Source organism: Micromonospora sp. NPDC050980 (genome assembly GCF_040653835.1).
Classification (GTDB): domain Bacteria; phylum Actinomycetota; class Actinomycetes; order Mycobacteriales; family Micromonosporaceae; genus Micromonospora.
On record NZ_JBFAGS010000024.1, the window covers coordinates 1 to 16,090 of the forward strand.

Here is a 16,090-nt window from a genome sequence, read left to right on the forward strand (position 1 = left end):
CCGCACACACCGAAGCGCCCGACCCCACGAACCCGGGGTCGGGCGCTTCGTCATCCTTCGGCGAGGACGGCGAGGATCGACTCGCCGTACTTGGCGAGCTTGTTCTCGCCCACGCCGCTGAAGCGGGACAGCTCGGCCAGTGACGCCGGCGGCTCGGCGGCGATCTGGCGCAGGGTCGCGTCGTGGAAGATCACGTACGCCGGGACGCCCTGCTCCTTGGCGGTGGCCGCCCGCCAGGCGCGCAGCCGCTCGAAGACGCCCGCGGCGGCGGGGGAGAGGTCGGCGACGACGGTGGCCGAGCCGCGTGGCTTCGCGGCCCGGCCGGACAGCGGACGCTCCGGCTCCTTGCGCAGGGTGACCGTGCGTCGTCGGCCGAGCACGTCGGCGCTGGCGTCGGTCAGCGCCAGCGTGCCGTAGTCGCCCTCGACGGCGAGCAGGCCCTCGGCGAGCAGTTGCCGCACCACCCCGCGCCACTCGACGTCGCGCAGCTCGGTGCCGATGCCGAACGTGCTCAACGTGTCGTGACCGTGCTGGTCGATCTTGTCGGTGTGCTTGCCGAGCAGGATGTCGATGCTGTGCCCGGCGCCGAAGCGCTGGTTGCGTTCCCGGTCGAGCCGGAAGACGGTGGAAAGCAGTTTCTGCGCGGCGACGGTGCCGTCCCAGGACTCCGGCGGGTCGAGGCAGGTGTCGCAGTTGCCGCAGTTGGCCGCCCCGGTCTCGCCGAAGTAGTCGAGCAGTTGGGCGCGGCGGCAGCGGACCGTCTCGCAGAGCGCCAACATCGCGTCGAGGTGGGCGGCGAGGTTGCGCCGGTGCGCCAGGTCCCCCTCCGACGTCTCGATCATCTTGCGTTGCTGCACCACGTCCTGGAGGCCGTACGCCAGCCAGGCCGTGGACGGCAGCCCGTCGCGCCCGGCGCGGCCGGTCTCCTGGTAGTAGCCCTCGACGGACTTGGGGAGGTCGAGGTGGGCGACGAAGCGTACGTCGGGCTTGTCGATGCCCATGCCGAACGCGATCGTGGCCACCATGACCAGCCCGTCCTCCCGCAGGAAGCGCTGCTGGTTGCGAGCGCGCGTGGTCGCGTCCAGGCCGGCGTGGTAGGGCAGCGCCGGGATGCCGTTGGCGGCCAGGAACTCGGCGGTCTTCTCCACCGAGGCGCGGGAGAGGCAGTAGACGATGCCGGCGTCGCCCGGGTGCTCGTCGCGCAGCAGGCTCAGCAGTTGGCGGCGCGGCTCCCGCTTGGGCACGATGCGGTATTGAATGTTGGGCCGGTCGAAGCTGGCCACGAAGTGCCGGGCCTCGGTGAGCTGGAGGCGGGTGGCGATCTCGGTGCGGGTGGCCCGCGTCGCGGTGGCGGTCAGCGCGATCCGCGGCACCTGCGGCCAGCGTTCGTGCAGCATCGACAGGTTGAGGTAGTCGGGGCGGAAGTCGTGCCCCCACTGGGAGACGCAGTGCGCCTCGTCGATCGCGAACAGCGCGATCCGGCCGCGCTCCAGCAGGCCGAGGGTGGAGCGCACCGCCAGCCCTTCCGGTGCCAGGTAGAGCAGGTCGAGGTCGCCGGCGAGGTAGGCCGCCTCCACCCGGCGTCGCTCCGCCGCGTCCTGGGTCGAGTTGAGGAAGCCGGCCCGCACGCCGACCGCGGTGAGCGCGTCGACCTGGTCCTGCATGAGCGCGATCAGCGGCGAGACGACCACCGCCACGCCGTCGCGGACCAGCGCCGGGATCTGGTAGCAGAGCGACTTGCCGCCGCCGGTGGGCATGAGCACCAGCGCGTCGCCGCCGGCCACCACGTGCTCGACGATGTCCTGCTGGACGCCGCGGAAGGCGTCGTAGCCGAAGACCCGGCGTAGCACGCCCAGCGCGTCGGAGGTCCGCTGCTCGGTGGGGGAGACCATCCGCGCAGTCTACGAGCGTCCCCCGACAGCGTTACGGAAGAAGCCCCGTCGTCCCGTCGCCGTCGCCCCACCGCAGCTCGCCGATGCCGGCCGCGTGGTGGAAACCGGGGTGGCCGGTGACGTCCGCGCAGACCTCGCCGTCGGGGCCGACCCGGCCGCAGAAGACCGGCTCGATGTGGTTCCAGGCGTAGGCCCGGGGCAGCAGCGCGGCGTCCGCAGTCAGTTCGGGGCGCAGGACGGTCAGCCCCTCGGTGTGCCACCGAGTCCGAACGGGAGTCGCTCACCGCGTTGCTCCGCCGGTCCCGGCAGACGGGCTGGTGGAGCGCGTACGGCGACGGCTGCCGGACCACGACGTCGGCTTCGCGGCGGAGGCCACCTCGATCAGCGCGTTCGAGGGCCTCTACGTGCCCGGCCTGTCGCCCCTGACCCCCGCCCGCCCTTGCCCCGCTGATTCACGGAAACTGGGGCTGTTCCGGCAGTTATAGCCACTCTTTCCGTGAAACAGCGAAGAGATGGGGTGCGGAGGGAGGGGGAGGGACGGGTCGGACGGCGGGCGGGAAAACGGACGAGCCGCTGTTCCGGTGGTCACCCCGTGGAATCCCGGGCGGGGTCGCAGCCGTTAGAGTCGGCGACTGACCACGCGCGGCCGACCGGCCGCGGCGCCACGGCTGGGGGTAGCGGGTGAGCGAGGCGCGGACGGCGGACAACCTGGTGCCGACCGATGGGGAGACGGCGGGACGACCGGCGCCGGCGGAGGCGGAGACCTCCCTGGTGGTGGTGACCGGCCTCTCCGGCGGTGGCCGCAGCACGGTGGCCCGGGCGTTGGAGAACGTCGGCTACTACGTCGTCGACAACCTGCCCCAGGCGCTCCTGCTGGACATGGCCGAGCTGGCGTTCAAGGCCGGCGGCGCGGCCCGGCGTACGGCGATGGTGCTGGACGTGCGCTCGCGCGCGTTCTCCACGGATCTGGCCGGCGCGATCCGGGAGCTGGGCGAGCGGGGTTTCTCCCCCCGGGTGGTCTTCGTCGACGCCGACGACGAGGTGCTGATCCGCCGCTTCGAGAGCGTGCGCCGCTCGCACCCGTTGCAGGGTGACGGGCGGCTGGCCGACGGCATCGCGGTCGAGCGGGCGCTGCTGGAGGAGGCCCGGGACCAGGCCGACGTGATCATCGACACCAGCCACCTGAACGTCAACCAGTTGCGCCGCCGGGTGGAGGAGCTGTTCGGCGGCGAGGACGCCCGCCGGCTGCGGATCACCGTGCTGTCGTTCGGCTTCAAGTACGGACTCCCGCCGGACGCCGACTTCGTGATGGACGCCCGGTTCCTGCCGAATCCCTACTGGGTGCCGGAGCTGCGCGAGCACACCGGCCGGGAGGAGGCGGTCAGCGCGTACGTGCTGGGTCAGGAGGGCGCCGACGCGTTCGTCGCCGGCTACGCCGACCTGGTCAACGCCACCACCGCCGGGTTCGAGCGGGAGGGCAAGCGCTACCTGACCGTGGCGGTCGGCTGCACCGGCGGCAAGCACCGCAGCGTCGCGATCGCCGAGGAACTGGCCGTCCGGCTGCGCGCCTCCGGCATCGCCGCCAACCCGCAGCACCGGGACCTGGGGCGGGAGTGACCCCGATCAGGGTGGTCGCGTTCGGTGGCGGCCACGGCCTCTCGGCGTCGCTGCGGGCGCTGCGGCACTGCGTACCCGGACTGGACCTGGACATCACCGCGGTGGTCACGGTCGGCGACGACGGCGGCTCCAGCGGCCGGTTGCGGGCCGAGCGCGGCGGCCTGCCCCCGGGTGACCTGCGGCAGGCGCTCGTCGCGCTCTCCGGCGACCATCCCGCGACCCGGCGCAGCGCGGCGCTGTTCCAGCACCGCTTCGCCGCCGCCGCGCCCGCGCCGACGCTCGGCGCGCCGGCCCCGGCCGGCGGCCTGGGCGACCCGCTGGCCGGTCACGCGGTGGGCAACCTGCTCCTGCACGGGCTGACCGAGCTGCTCGGGGATCCGGTGGCCGCGCTCGACCACGCCGGGGCGATGCTCGGCGCGGTCGGCCGGGTGCTGCCGATGTCCCGCCAGCCGGTGGGCATCGAGGCCCGGGTCCGCGGCACCGACCCGGAGCATCCGGACGAGGTACGCACCCTGCGCGGCCAGCACCAGGTGGCGGTGACGAGCGGCGTGGTGGAGTCGCTGCGGCTGACCCCGGCCGCGCCGGCCGCGTGCGCCGAGGCGGTGACCGCGGTGCGCGCCGCCGACTGGTTGATCTTCGGGCCGGGCAGTTGGTACACGAGCGTGCTGCCGCACCTGCTGGTGCCCGGCCTGGCCGACGCGATCGTCTCCAGCCCGGCGCGGCGGCTGGTGACGCTCAACCTAATGGCCGAGAAGGAGACGTCCGGGCTGTCCCTGCCCGACCATCTGGACACCCTGCGCCGCTATCTGCCCGAGCTGAAGGTGGACATGGTGCTTGCCGACTCGACGGCGGTGGGTGACCCCGTCGCGGTCGAACGTGCGGCAGAATCGCTTGGTGCCCGGCTGGTCCTCGCCCCCGTCGCCGTCACCGACGGCACGCCCCGTCATGATCCGGCCGCCCTGGGCGCCGCACTGGTGCCTGTCCTGGGCGCCGATCGTTAGACACGTACGTAATCACCGGCGACACGCCGGTACCGGTCCGTGAGGGGGCGCTGGAATGGCGATGACGGCTGCGGTCAAGGACGAGCTGAGTCGGGTCGACGTGCCCAAGCCCTGCTGCCGCCGGGCGGAGATGGCCGCCCTGCTGCGCTTCGCCGGCGGCCTGCACATCGTGTCGGGTCGCGTGGTGGTGGAGGCGGAGCTGGACACCGGCGCGGTGGCCCGCCGGCTGCGCCGGGAGATCGCCGAGGTCTACGGCTACCCGAGTGAGATCCACGTGCTCGCCTCGGGCGGCCTGCGCAAGGGCAGCCACTTCATCGTGCGGGTGGTCAAGGACGGTGAGGCCCTCGCGCGGCAGACCGGCCTGCTGGACGTGCGGGGCCGCCCGGTGCGGGGCCTGCCGCCGCATGTGGTGGCCGCCAACGTGTGCTGCGCGGTGTCGGCGTGGCGGGGCGCGTTCATGGCGCACGGTTCGCTGACCGAGCCGGGCCGCTCCAGCGCGTTGGAGATCACCTGCCCCGGGCCGGAGTCGGCGCTCGCGCTGGTCGGCGCCGCCCGCCGGATCGGCATCACCGCCAAGAACCGCGAGGTGCGCGGCGTGGACCGGGTGGTGGTGAAGGACGGCGACGCGATCGCCGCGCTGCTCACCCGCATCGGCGCGCACTCCAGCGTGCTGGCCTGGGAGGAGCGGCGGGTACGCCGGGAGGTGCGGGCCACCGCGAACCGGCTGGCCAACTTCGACGACGCGAACCTGCGCCGCTCGGCGCGCGCGGCGGTGGCCGCCGCCGCCCGGGTGACCCGGGCGCTGGAGATCCTCGCCGACGACGCGCCCAACCACCTGACCTCGGCCGGCCGGCTGCGGCTGGAGCACCGCCAGGCGTCGCTGGAGGAGTTGGGCGCGCTCGCCGAGCCGCCGCTGACCAAGGACGCCATCGCCGGCCGGATCCGCCGGTTGCTGGCGCTTGCCGACAAGCGGGCCCGCGACCTCGGCATCCCGGATACCGAAGCGGCAGTCACACCGGACATGCTCGTGGTCTGATAGGACGCAGGGGGTGACGTCGCGCGACCGGGATCACCACCCGGCGCAGCGCGCCGCCGCGCGCTCGGATAGGGTCGCTGCGTACGGCAAGGGGGCCGGCACAGGCATTCCTCGCCGTACTCACCGCCTCGGGCGGTCAGGTCTTCCATGGACCGCGGCGGGGTGGCCGAGATGACATCGTCAACGGCCGGCTCCAACGGTCGGCGCACACACCTCCGCCGGCCGTGGTCTGACGCCGGCGGACCAGAACGCGAGGAGATGGGACCTGTGACCATCCGGGTTGGCATCAACGGCTTCGGCCGGATCGGCCGTAACTTCTTCCGGGCAGTGCTGGCGTCCGGCGCCGACATCGAGATCGTGGCGGTCAACGACCTGACCGACAACGCGACGCTCGCCCACCTTGTCAAGTACGACAGCATCCTGGGTCGCCTCCCGCACGAGGTGAAGGCCAGCGCCGACGAGATCACCGTGGGCGGCAAGGCCATCAAGGTGTTCGAGGAGAAGGACCCCGGCAAGCTGCCGTGGAACGACCTCGGCGTCGACGTCGTCATCGAGTCCACCGGGTTCTTCACCGACGCCACCAAGGCGAAGGCGCACATCGACGGCGGGGCCAAGAAGGTCATCATCTCCGCGCCGGCGAAGAACGAGGACGTCACCGTGGTCATGGGCGTCAACCAGGACCAGTACGACCCGGCCAAGCACCACATCATCTCGAACGCGTCCTGCACCACCAACTGCCTCGCCCCGATGGCGAAGGTCCTCCAGGACACGTTCGGCATCACCAAGGGTCTGATGACCACCATCCACGCGTACACGCAGGACCAGAACCTGCAGGACGCGCCGCACAAGGACCTGCGCCGGGCCCGGGCCGCCGCGCTCAACATCGTGCCCACCTCGACCGGCGCCGCGAAGGCGATCGGCCTGGTGCTGCCGGAGCTGAAGGGCAAGCTCGACGGTTACGCGCTGCGGGTGCCGATCCCGACCGGTTCGGCCACCGACCTGACCGTCGAGGTCGGCCGGGAGACCACCGTGGACGAGGTCAACGCCGCGATCAAGGCCGCCGCGGAGGGCCCGCTCAAGGGCGTCCTGGTCTACAACGAGGACCCGATCGTCTCCGCCGACATCGTCACCGACCCGGCGTCGTGCATCTTCGACGCGCCGCTGACCAAGGTGATCGGCAACCAGGTCAAGGTCGTCGGCTGGTACGACAACGAGTGGGGCTACTCCAACCGCCTCGTGGACCTGGTCAAGCTGGTGGGTTCGTCGCTGTGAGTGCGAGGAGTGAGCTTGCGAGCCCCGCAGTCACGAACGGAGGACTAGCTCTGTGACGATCCGTAACCTTGACGACCTGCTCGCCGAGGGGGTGTCGGGTCGGCGCGTGCTGGTGCGCGCCGACCTGAACGTCCCGCTCGACAAGCAGACCGGTGACATCACGGACGACGGGCGGATCCGCGCGGTGCTGCCGACGCTGGGCGCGCTGGTGCAGGCCGGCGCGAAGGTGGTCGTCTGCTCGCACCTGGGCCGCCCGAAGGGCGCGCCGGACCCGCAGTTCAGCCTCCGCCCGGTCGCCGGGCGGCTCGGTGAGCTGCTCGGCGCCCCGGTGCACTTCGCCGAGGACACCGTCGGTGACTCGGCCCGGTCCACCGTGGCCGAGCTGGCCGACGGCCAGGTCGCGCTGCTGGAGAACCTCCGGTTCAACAAGGGCGAGACCAGCAAGGACGACGCCGAGCGGGGCGCGTTCGCCGACCAGCTCGCGGCGTTCGGCGACGCGTACGTCGACGACGCGTTCGGCGCGGTGCACCGCAAGCACGCCAGCGTGCACGACGTGCCGGCGCGCCTGCCGCACGTGGCCGGCCGGCTGGTGCTGCGCGAGGTCGAGGTGCTCAGCAAGCTCACCGGCGCGCCCGAGCGGCCGTACGTGGTGGTGCTGGGCGGCTCGAAGGTCTCCGACAAGCTGGCCGTGATCGAGGCGCTGCTGCCCACTGTCGACCGGCTGCTCATCGGCGGCGGGATGTGCTTCACCTTCCTCAAGGCCCAGGGCCACGAGGTGGGCACCTCGTTGCTGGAGGAGGAGATGGTCGAGACCTGCCGCAACCTGATGCAACGCGCCCCCGGCAAGATCCTGCTCCCGGTCGACGTGGTGGCCGCGGACGCCTTCGCCCCGGACGCCGCGCACGACACGGTGCCCGCCGACGGCATCCCCAGCCACCGGCTCGGCCTGGACATCGGCCCGGAGACGGTGGCCGGTTTCGCGGCCGTGCTGTCCCAGGCGAAGACGATCTTCTGGAACGGCCCGATGGGCGTGTTCGAGATGGCCGCGTTCGCCAACGGCACGCGCGGGGTGGCCGAGGCGATCACCAAGGCCGACGCGTTCAGCGTGGTCGGCGGCGGTGACTCGGCGGCGGCGGTGCGGGCGCTGGGCCTGGACGAGTCCTCGTTCGGGCACATCTCCACCGGGGGTGGCGCCTCCCTGGAATACCTGGAGGGCAAGACCCTCCCCGGCATCGCGGCCCTGGAGAACTGAATGGCGAGCACCACCCGCCGGCCACTGATGGCCGGCAACTGGAAGATGAACCTGAACCACCTCGAGGCGAACCTGCTGGTGCAGAAGCTGGCGGCGAGCCTCGACGAAAAGCAGCTCACCGACGTCGAGTGCGTGGTGCTGCCGCCCTTCACCGACCTGCGTACCGTGCAGACCGCGGTGGACGGCGACAAGCTGCTGATCGGCTACGGCGCGCAGGACCTGTCGCCGTTCCAGTCCGGGGCCTACACCGGCGACATCGCCGGGCCGATGCTGGCGAAGCTGGGCTGCGGCTACGTGGTGGTCGGCCACTCCGAGCGGCGGCAGTACCACCACGAGGACGACGCGCTGGTCAACGCGAAGGTGGCGGCGGCGCTGGCGAACGGGCTCACCCCGATCCTCTGCATCGGCGAGGGCCTGGAGATCCGGGAGCAGCTCAAGCAGGTTCCGCACTGCTGTGACCAGCTCGACGGCGCGCTGAAGGGCCTTACCGCCGAGCAGGTCACCAAGGTCGTCGTGGCGTACGAGCCGGTCTGGGCGATCGGCACCGGCAAGACGGCGACCCCGGAGGACGCCCAGGAGGTCTGCGGCGAGGTGCGCAAGCGGCTCGTGGAGACCTTCGACGAGTCCACCGCCGGGCAGGTCCGGATCCTCTACGGCGGGTCGGTCAAGGCGTCGAACGTCGCCGCGATCATGGCCCAGCCGGACGTGGACGGGGCGCTGGTCGGGGGCGCGAGCCTGGACGCGGAGGAGTTCGCGCAGATCTGTCGGTTCCCGGAGCACACGGCCCGCTGATCGCTCGCTATCCTTGACGCTGCCCGTCCACCGGTCGGTGCCGCCGTGCCCGACAGGTCCGGGCAGTGATCGTAACGAGAGGACTGACCCCCGCCATGCCGATCTGGTTCGCCTACACGATGATCACGTTGCTGGTCATCACCAGCGTGCTGCTCGTCCTGCTGATCCTCCTGCACCGCGGTAAGGGCGGCGGGTTGTCGAGCATGTTCGGCGGCGGCGTCAGCTCCAGCCTGGCCGGTTCCTCGGTGGCCGAGAAGAACCTCGACCGCTACACCGTTCTGGTGGGGATCGTCTGGTTCGCCTGCATCGTCGGGCTGGGGCTCTGGCTCCGGCTGCAGATGAGCAGCGGCACCTGAGCGAGCGCCGAAGAAGCGTACAATCTGCGCGCGGTCCGTCACGGACCGCGCGCAGTTTTGTTTCTCCGCCCGTCGCCCGTCGCCGATCCCTTCCCGGCGGCGGTCCCCTCCGACGACAGGGAGCGAGCAACCGTGCCCAGCAACAACGTCATCCGCGGCACCCGGATCGGGTCCGCCCCCGAGCGTTTCGACCAGCGCACCGAGCCGGCCCCGCGCCGGCCGGTCGTCTACTGGTGCCGCCACGGGCACCGCGTCGAGTTCCTGATCGCCGCCGAGGCGGAGACCCCGGCGTCGTGGGACTGCCCGCGCTGTGGGGAGCCGGCCGGCCCCGACCCGGGCAACCCGCCGGCCCGCACCCGCGCCGAGCCCTACAAGACCCACCTGGCGTACGTGCAGGAGCGGCGCACGCCCGAGGAGGGCGAGGCGCTGCTAGCCGAGGCCCTCGCCGCCCTACACCGCCGCCGCGGCCGCCCCTGACCCCACCCCCACCCCCACCCCCACCCCCACCCCAGTCGCGCCTGATTCACGGAAAGAGTGGCTATGCCGCCGGCTATAGCCACTCTTTCCGATGAATCAGCGCTGAGGGGAGGGGGTGGGGGTGGGGTGGGGGTCAGCGGAGGCTGCGGGCTCGGGGTGGGACGTTGGCCGCGGCGGCGCGGTCCAGCAGCCAGAGGGTGCGGGAGACGCCGTGCACGCCGGCCGCCGGAAGCTGCACCGGGCCGGCCCCGGCCAGCGCCATGCCGACCGCCCCGGCCTTGTCCGCCCCGGCGGCGACCAGCCACACCTCCTCGGCCGTGTTGATCGTCGGCAGGGTCAGCGTGGTGCGCACCGGCGGCGGCTTCGGGCTGCCCCGCACGGCGCTCACCGGCCGGTCGTCGTGGTGCACCGGGTGCTCCGGGAACACCGACGCCACGTGCCCGTCCTCGCCGACGCCGAGCATCAACACGTCGAAGTGGGGCAGGGCCGCGGTGCCCGGCCGGGCGGCGGCGGCCAGCTCCCGCGCGTACCCGGCGGCGGCGGCCTCCGGGTCGTCACCGCACGGGCCGTCGGACGCCGGCATCGGGTGCACCCGGGCCGGGTCCAGCGGCAGCGCGTCCAGCAGCGCCGCCCGGGCCTGGGTCTCGTTGCGCTCCGGGTCGCCGGACGGCAGGAACCGCTCGTCGCCCCACCAGACGTCGACCCGGGACCAGTCCACGGCGTCGCGGGCCGGCAACCGGCCGACCGCCCGGTGGACCGCCGCGGCGATCCGCCCGCCGGTCAGCACCACCGACGCCTGACCGCGCTCGGCCTGCGCGTCGAGCAGCTTCACCACCAGCCGGGCCGCCACCGCCTGCGCCAGCAGGTCCGGGTCGGCGTGTACGGCGACACTCGCCTCAGTCATCCGTCGTGCCCTCGTGTCTCTGTGCGTCCGACCGCCCGGTCCGGGCGGTCACTCGTTGGCGGTCGCGCCCGCGTGCGCGGTAACGCCGGCCTCGGCCCGCCGGGCGGTCGCCGGATCCTTCCACACGTGCACCCGCTGCGGCGCGCGCTGGTCCAGGCTGGTCAGCCCGGCCGTCGCGCCGAGCGCCTCGGCGTACACCTGATCGGCGTCGAGGCGACGCAGCTCCTCGGCCAACTCGTCGCCGAGCGGCCGGCGGACCAGCGGCAGCGTCCGATCCTCCTGACCGGTACGCCGGAAGACGGCGATGCTGTCGTCCCGGGTCAGCGTCAGCTCGTCGCCGTTGGCGCAGCGTAGTTGCACCTCGCGCATCCGGGGGAACTCGTCGGTGTGCTCCCAGGCCGGCGCGATGCCGAGCCGGGCGCTCAACCAGCCGCACATCAGCGCGGCGGTCGGGTCGGTGCGCGGCGCCACCACCGTCGCCTCGGTGATCCGGGCCTGGGTGGTGTCGAACGCCCCGGCGACGAGCGTGCGCCACGGGGTGATCCGGGTCCAGGCCAGGTCGGTGTCGCCCGGCGCGTAGTCGCAGGCCCGCTGCCGCAGCGCGGCGATCGGGTCGGCGGCCTGCGCCGAGTCGGTGATCCGCCGGTCGGCCACCACGCCGAGGAAGTCGGTGGCGATCTCGTCCGGCGGCTCGCCGTGCCACCAGGTCACCACCGGCACGTCCGGGACCAGCAGCGGCATCACCACGGACTCGGCGTGCAGCGCGAGCCGGCCGTACATCCGGGTGACCACCGCCTCGCACGGGCCGAGCCGGCCGCCCACGACGATCTCCGCGTCCAGCCGGTTGCGGTCCCGCTCCACGTCGGCGCGGACCACCACGAGCAGCCGGCACGGGTGCGCGGCGGCGGCGATGGTGGCCGCCGCCTCCGCCTCCCGGACCCGCTTCTCGTCCACCACCACGATCAGGGTGAGCGCCATGCCGCTGGCCACCCCGCCCGCGCTGCGCCGCTCGGCGGCCAGCGCCTTGACCACCTCGTTGCCGGTGGTGTCCCACAGCCCGATCACTGGAGCCTCCTGGTTCGCTCGCTCTGCTCGCTCACGCTCTGCGCCACGCCCGGCCCTCGTCGGCCAGCATCTCGTCGGCGGCCCGGGGGCCCCACTCGCCGGCCCGGTACGGCTCCGGCGTCGTGCCCGCCCAGGCGTGTTCCAGCGGGTCCACCACCTGCCAGCTCTGCTCGACCTCGGCGGCGTCCGGGAACAGCGTCCGGTCGCCGATGAGCACGTCCAGCACCAACCGCTCGTACGCCTCCGGGCTGGACTCGGTGAACGCCTCGCCGTACTGGAAGTCCATCGCGATGTCGCGGACCTCCATCGTGGTGCCCGGCACCTTGGAGCCGAACTTCAGCACCACGCCCTCGTCCGGCTGCACCCGGATGACGAGCTGGTTGGGGCCGAGGGACTCCATGTCGGCGGCGTTGAACGGCAGGTGCGGCGCCTTCTTGAACATGATGGCCACCTCGGTGACCCGCCGGGGCAGCCGCTTGCCGGCCCGGATGTAGAACGGCACCCCGGCCCAGCGCCGGTTCTGGATGCCCAGCTTCACCGCCACGTACGTCTCGGTGGTGGAGTCCGCCGGGACGCCCTCCTCCTCCAGGTAGCCCTTGGCGCGCTCGCCGCCCACCCAGCCGGGCAGGTACTGGCCGCGCACGGTGTCCCCGGCGATGTCCCGGGGGACCGTGATGGCCTTGAGCACCTTGAGCTTCTCGGCCCGGATCTCGTCGGCGTCGAAGCTGGTCGGCTCCTCCATCGCGACCAGGGCGAGCAGTTGGAGGAGGTGGTTCTGGAGCACGTCGCGGGCGGTGCCGACCGAGTCGTAGAACGCGGCCCGGGTGCCGATGCCGACGTCCTCGGCCATGGTGATCTGCACCGAGTCGACGTACTTGGAGTTCCACAGCGGCTCGAACAGGTTGTTGGCGAACCGCAGCGCCAGGATGTTCTGGACCGTCTCCTTGCCCAGGTAGTGGTCGATCCGGAAGACGTCCTTGCTGGTGAACACGTCGTCGACCAGGTCGTTGAGCGCCTTGGCCGAGGGCAGGTCGTTGCCGAACGGCTTCTCCACCACCACCCGCCGCCAGCCGCCGGACTTGTCGTTGTCGGCCATGCCGGTGCGGGCGAGCTGCTTGAGCACCACGGGGAAGGCGGCCGGCGGGATGGAGAAGTAGAACGCCGCGTTGCCGTCGATGCCGTGCGATTCGCGCAGCTCGTCGAGCGTGGTGGCGAGATGGTCGAAGGCGGCGTCGTCGTCGAACGAGCCGCCGACGAACTTGATGTTGCCGACGAGCCGGGCCCAGACCTCCTCCCGCCAGGGGGTGCGGGCGTGCTTCTTGGCGGCCTCGTGGGCCAGCGACTCGAAGTCACCGTCGCCCCAGTCGCGGCGGGCGAAGCCGAGGACCACGAAACCGGGCGGCAGGAGCCCCCGGTTGGCCAGGTCGTAGACCGCCGGCAACAGCTTCTTGCGGGCCAGGTCCCCGGTGACCCCGAAGATCACCAAGGCGCACGGCTCGGGGATCCGCGGCAGCCGCCGGTCCTGCGGGTCACGCAGCGGGTTCACCGGGCCACCTCCTCCTGCATGTCGGTCCACTGATTCCAGGTCGTTGATCGTCACGTACGTGTCCGTCCGGCCGTATCCAGCAGTTGGGCGACGCCCGCCGCCCGCTCGGTCAGGTGCAGTCGCAGCACCGGTCGCTCCCGGCCGGCCAGGGCCCGCCGGTCGTCGGCGGCCTGGGCCGCCTGGAGTTCCCCGAAGGTGTACGGGCGGCCCGGCACCGCCAGATCATCGGTGACCACGCCGGTGATCTGGAGGTGCCGGGCGCGCCCGTCGTGGTGGCTCGGGTGGCGGGGGCCCCACCCGAAGGTCACCGGTCGTCCGGCGGAACGCGCCAGCAGCGGGCGCAGCCCGGCGACCGCCGCGTCGGCCCGCCGGTCCAGGTGGGCGGTGACGGCGAGGTGCTCGTCGGGGCCGAGCCCGTCGACAAGCCACCACAGCGCGCCGGTCAGGTCGGTGGGGGCGCCGGCCGGGGCGTACACCTCGATCGTGCCGTCGACCGACGAGGGTGGGTCGTCCGCGGGCCCCGCCGCAGCGGACCGGACCGGCTCCGCGAACGGGTCGACCCGCAGCGCCGCGGCGGCGATCGCGGCGGCGTGCGCCCAGGCGAGGAACTGGGCGCCGAGCGGCCCGTTGACCGCCACGTCGGCGGCCACGCCGGGCGTCACGGCCGGGCCGAGCGCGCCGCCGATCCCGACCGTCAGCACGCCGGGCCCGCCGGCGCCGGGCGCGTCGGGCGACTCCGCCGCGATCGGCAGCACCCGCCCGCCGGTCGCGGCGGCGAGCAGCGCGCCGACCCAGTGCCGCAGCCCGTCCAGGCCGGTGCCGTCGGGCGTCAGCGCGACGGTGGACCGCCCGCCGGCGGCAGCCGCGCCCAGGGCCGCACCGAGCGCGAGGCCGGGATTGTCCCGGTCCCGGTCGAGCGCGTCGGCGAGCGCCGCGGCCTCGTCCAGCAGTTCGACGACCGGCGCGCCGGCGAGCGCCGCCGGGACCAGACCGAACGCGGTCAGCGCGGACCAGGGCCCGACCGCGTGCGGGTCGGCCGGGATCACCACGGCACCCAGCTCGTCGGCGAGCGCCGCCAACTCGGAGCCGGCCGGGGTGACCACCACGACGTGCCGGTCGGCCTCCGGGCCGGCGTCCCGCCAGGCCCGCCGGTAGGCGCGCAGGTGGGCGTCGGCGGTCGGGTCGAGGCCGGACCGGCCGGCGAGCACCAGCACGGTACGCGCCGGGCGGTCGGCCACCGCCGCCCGGACCGGCCCGGGGTCGGCCGAGTCGAGCACGGTCAGCGGCCGACCCAGGCAGCCGGCGATCACCTCGGCGGCCAGCGTGACGTCGGCGGAGCCGGCGAGCACCACGTGGTCGAGGTCGCCCAACTCGGCGGTCAGCTCGGCGAGCTGGGGGAGCAGGTCCCGGCTGCGGCAGTGGGTGTGGACCCAACCCAGCCGGCCGCGGGCCGCCGCCTCGGCCCCCGGCCCCCACAGCGTCGGGTCCTCGGCGGCCAACCGCGCGGGCACGTCGCGGGCGACCAGCGCGGCGCGCGCGGAGCGGTCATCCACCGCGTCCGCGCCGTGCACGGCCAGGCCGGCGGCGACGTCCGCCGGGCCGGCCAGCAGGTCACCCAAGTGACTCACCTCACCGGTTCCACGGTACGACGGAACGCGCCCCGGGGCAGCGCCCCGGGACGCGTCGGACGCCGTCGGTCACGCGTTGCCGCCGGCCTGCTGGGCGTTGCGCGCGTTGTCCCCGGCCGCCCGGTGCGGGCTGCCGGCGCCCTTGGCCGCCTCGGCGAGGGACTTCTTGACCCCCTCCAGCAGCTCCAGCCAGCTCGCCTCGAACTTCTCCACGCCCTCCCGCTCCAGGGTGGCGATCACGTCGGCCAGGTCCACCCCGACCGACTCCAGGTCCGCGAAGACCTGCCGCGCGTCGTCGTACCCGCCGGTGATCGTGTCGGCCTGCGTCTCGCCGTGCTCGGCGTAGGCGTGGATGACCGGCTCCGGCATGGTGTTGACCGTGCCGGGGGCGATCAGCTCCTCGACGTAGACGACGTCCCGGTAGTCCGGGTTCTTCGTCGAGGTGGACGCCCACAGCGGTCGCTGCGGGTGGGCGCCGGCGTCGGCCAGCTTCTGCCAGCGGGCGGAGGAGAACACCTCGCCGTAACGCTCGTAGGCCAGCCGGGCGTTCGCCACCGCGGCCTTGCCGCGCAGCGCCTTGGCCTGGTCGGAGCCGATCTTCTCCAGCCGCTTGTCCACCTCGCTGTCGACCCGGGAGACGAAGAACGAGGCGACCGAGCCGATCTTCGACAGGTCGTGCCCGTTGGCCTGCGCCTGCTCCAGGCCGGCGAGGAACGCCTCCATCACCTGCGAGTAGCGGTCCAGCCCGAAGATCAGCGTCACGTTCACGCTGATCCCCTCGGCCAGCGTCTTCGTGATCGCCGGCAGGCCCTCCTCGGTCGCCGGGATCTTGATGAAGAGGTTCGGCCGGTCGACCAGCCACCACAGCGCCTTGGCCTCGGCGGCGGTCTTGTCCGCGTCGTGCGCCGAGCGGGGGTCGACCTCGATCGACACCCGGCCGTCCACCCCGTCGCTGGCGTCGTACGACTGACGCATCACGTCGCAGGCCCACCGCACGTCGTACGTGGTGAGCATGCGGACCGCCTCCTCGACGTCCACGTCGCGGGTGGCGAGGTCACGAAGCTGCCAGTCGTATTCGTCGGCGTCGCTCAGCGCCTTGGCGAAGATCGTCGGGTTGGTGGTCACGCCGGCCACGTGGCTCTCCCGGCGCAGCTTGTCCAGCCCGCCGGAGGTCAGTCGTACCCGGGAAAGATCGTCGAGCCAGATCGCCACCCCGGCGTTCTGGAGCTCGCTCAGCCTGTCCGTCATGCCG

Annotated in this window: 14 protein-coding genes and 2 pseudogenes; 9 read left to right on the forward strand and 7 right to left on the reverse strand. The window is 73.1% G+C overall.

Translation table 11 applies throughout. From position 1 onward, the window contains the following. Nucleotides 1-50: 50 nt before the first annotated feature. Both recQ and AB0H28_RS25775 read right to left on the reverse strand, forming a co-directional pair. Nucleotides 51-1,892 carry a DNA helicase RecQ gene (gene recQ / locus AB0H28_RS25770; protein WP_358045186.1) on the reverse strand — a complete coding sequence of 614 codons (1,842 nt, stop codon included), beginning with the start codon at nt 1,890-1,892 and terminating at the stop codon, nt 51-53. 31 nt (nt 1,893-1,923) lie between these two features. Continuing rightward, a pseudogene (locus tag AB0H28_RS25775) lies at nt 1,924-2,148 on the reverse strand (hypothetical protein); the annotation flags it as partial. Between AB0H28_RS25775 and AB0H28_RS25780 the strand changes: the two are divergent. The 9 genes and pseudogenes from AB0H28_RS25780 to AB0H28_RS25820 form a co-directional block, all read left to right on the forward strand. Then, nucleotides 2,148-2,308 (forward strand): annotated as a pseudogene (locus AB0H28_RS25780) (XRE family transcriptional regulator); the annotation flags it as partial. The pseudogenes AB0H28_RS25775 and AB0H28_RS25780 sit on opposite strands and share 1 nt — an antisense overlap. A gap of 292 nt (nt 2,309-2,600) precedes the next feature. Further along, nucleotides 2,601-3,509 carry an RNase adapter RapZ gene (gene rapZ, locus AB0H28_RS25785; RefSeq protein WP_358045345.1) on the forward strand — a complete coding sequence of 303 codons (909 nt, stop codon included), beginning with the start codon at nt 2,601-2,603 and terminating at the stop codon, nt 3,507-3,509. After that, the gene (yvcK, locus tag AB0H28_RS25790; protein ID WP_358045189.1) at nt 3,506-4,510 is read left to right on the forward strand and encodes a uridine diphosphate-N-acetylglucosamine-binding protein YvcK; all 1,005 of its coding nucleotides are present in this window, start codon (nt 3,506-3,508) and stop codon (nt 4,508-4,510) included. Before rapZ ends, yvcK begins: the two co-directional genes overlap by 4 nt. Before the next feature lie 55 nt (nt 4,511-4,565). Beyond that, nucleotides 4,566-5,546, forward strand: a complete 981-nt coding sequence (whiA, locus tag AB0H28_RS25795) for a DNA-binding protein WhiA (protein ID WP_018788213.1) — start codon at nt 4,566-4,568, stop codon at nt 5,544-5,546. A 267-nt stretch (nt 5,547-5,813) separates the two neighbouring features. Continuing rightward, complete coding sequence (gap, locus tag AB0H28_RS25800; protein WP_358045191.1) at nt 5,814-6,818, forward strand: type I glyceraldehyde-3-phosphate dehydrogenase; 1,005 nt, start codon at nt 5,814-5,816, stop codon at nt 6,816-6,818. A 52-nt stretch (nt 6,819-6,870) separates the two neighbouring features. Beyond that, the gene (locus tag AB0H28_RS25805; RefSeq protein WP_358045194.1) at nt 6,871-8,070 is read left to right on the forward strand and encodes a phosphoglycerate kinase; all 1,200 of its coding nucleotides are present in this window, start codon (nt 6,871-6,873) and stop codon (nt 8,068-8,070) included. Beyond that, nucleotides 8,071-8,862 carry a triose-phosphate isomerase gene (gene tpiA, locus AB0H28_RS25810; RefSeq protein ID WP_358045197.1) on the forward strand — a complete coding sequence of 264 codons (792 nt, stop codon included), beginning with the start codon at nt 8,071-8,073 and terminating at the stop codon, nt 8,860-8,862. Between the two features lie 95 nt (nt 8,863-8,957). After that, nucleotides 8,958-9,218 (forward strand): preprotein translocase subunit SecG, encoded by a 261-nt coding sequence (secG, locus tag AB0H28_RS25815; protein ID WP_181569394.1) that lies wholly within the window; start codon nt 8,958-8,960, stop codon nt 9,216-9,218. A gap of 132 nt (nt 9,219-9,350) precedes the next feature. Beyond that, on the forward strand, nt 9,351-9,695 hold the full coding sequence (locus AB0H28_RS25820) for an RNA polymerase-binding protein RbpA (protein ID WP_358045200.1): 345 nt from the start codon (nt 9,351-9,353) through the stop codon (nt 9,693-9,695). Between the two features lie 133 nt (nt 9,696-9,828). Here AB0H28_RS25820 and pgl read toward each other — a convergent pair whose 3' ends face one another. The 5 genes from pgl to tal form a co-directional block, all read right to left on the reverse strand. Further along, the gene (pgl, locus tag AB0H28_RS25825) at nt 9,829-10,599 is read right to left on the reverse strand and encodes a 6-phosphogluconolactonase (protein ID WP_358045203.1); all 771 of its coding nucleotides are present in this window, start codon (nt 10,597-10,599) and stop codon (nt 9,829-9,831) included. Between the two features lie 48 nt (nt 10,600-10,647). Continuing rightward, entirely contained in the window at nt 10,648-11,664 is a 1,017-nt protein-coding gene (locus AB0H28_RS25830) for a glucose-6-phosphate dehydrogenase assembly protein OpcA (RefSeq protein WP_358045205.1), read from the reverse strand. Nucleotides 11,665-11,695: 31 nt separating this feature from the next. Then, nucleotides 11,696-13,210: a glucose-6-phosphate dehydrogenase gene (gene zwf / locus AB0H28_RS25835; protein ID WP_358045208.1), complete on the reverse strand. Its 1,515-nt coding sequence runs from the start codon at nt 13,208-13,210 to the stop codon at nt 11,696-11,698. 50 nt (nt 13,211-13,260) lie between these two features. Continuing rightward, nucleotides 13,261-14,829, reverse strand: coding sequence for a glucose-6-phosphate isomerase (locus AB0H28_RS25840; protein ID WP_358045348.1), 1,569 nt, complete (start codon nt 14,827-14,829; stop codon nt 13,261-13,263). Between the two features lie 78 nt (nt 14,830-14,907). Beyond that, a complete protein-coding gene (gene tal / locus AB0H28_RS25845; protein ID WP_358045211.1) occupies nt 14,908-16,086 on the reverse strand; it encodes a transaldolase in 1,179 nt (392 codons plus the stop codon). Nucleotides 16,087-16,090 lie beyond the last annotated feature (4 nt).

Coding starts and splice junctions, on each gene's coding strand:
- recQ (WP_358045186.1), bottom strand. CDS start 1,892: ATGGTCTCCCCCACCGAGCAGCGGACCTCCGACGCGCTGGGCGTGCTA.
- whiA (WP_018788213.1), top strand. CDS start 4,566: ATGGCGATGACGGCTGCGGTCAAGGACGAGCTGAGTCGGGTCGACGTG.
- tpiA (WP_358045197.1), top strand. CDS start 8,071: ATGGCGAGCACCACCCGCCGGCCACTGATGGCCGGCAACTGGAAGATG.
- secG (WP_181569394.1), top strand. CDS start 8,958: ATGCCGATCTGGTTCGCCTACACGATGATCACGTTGCTGGTCATCACC.
- pgl (WP_358045203.1), bottom strand. CDS start 10,599: ATGACTGAGGCGAGTGTCGCCGTACACGCCGACCCGGACCTGCTGGCG.
- tal (WP_358045211.1), bottom strand. CDS start 16,086: ATGACGGACAGGCTGAGCGAGCTCCAGAACGCCGGGGTGGCGATCTGG.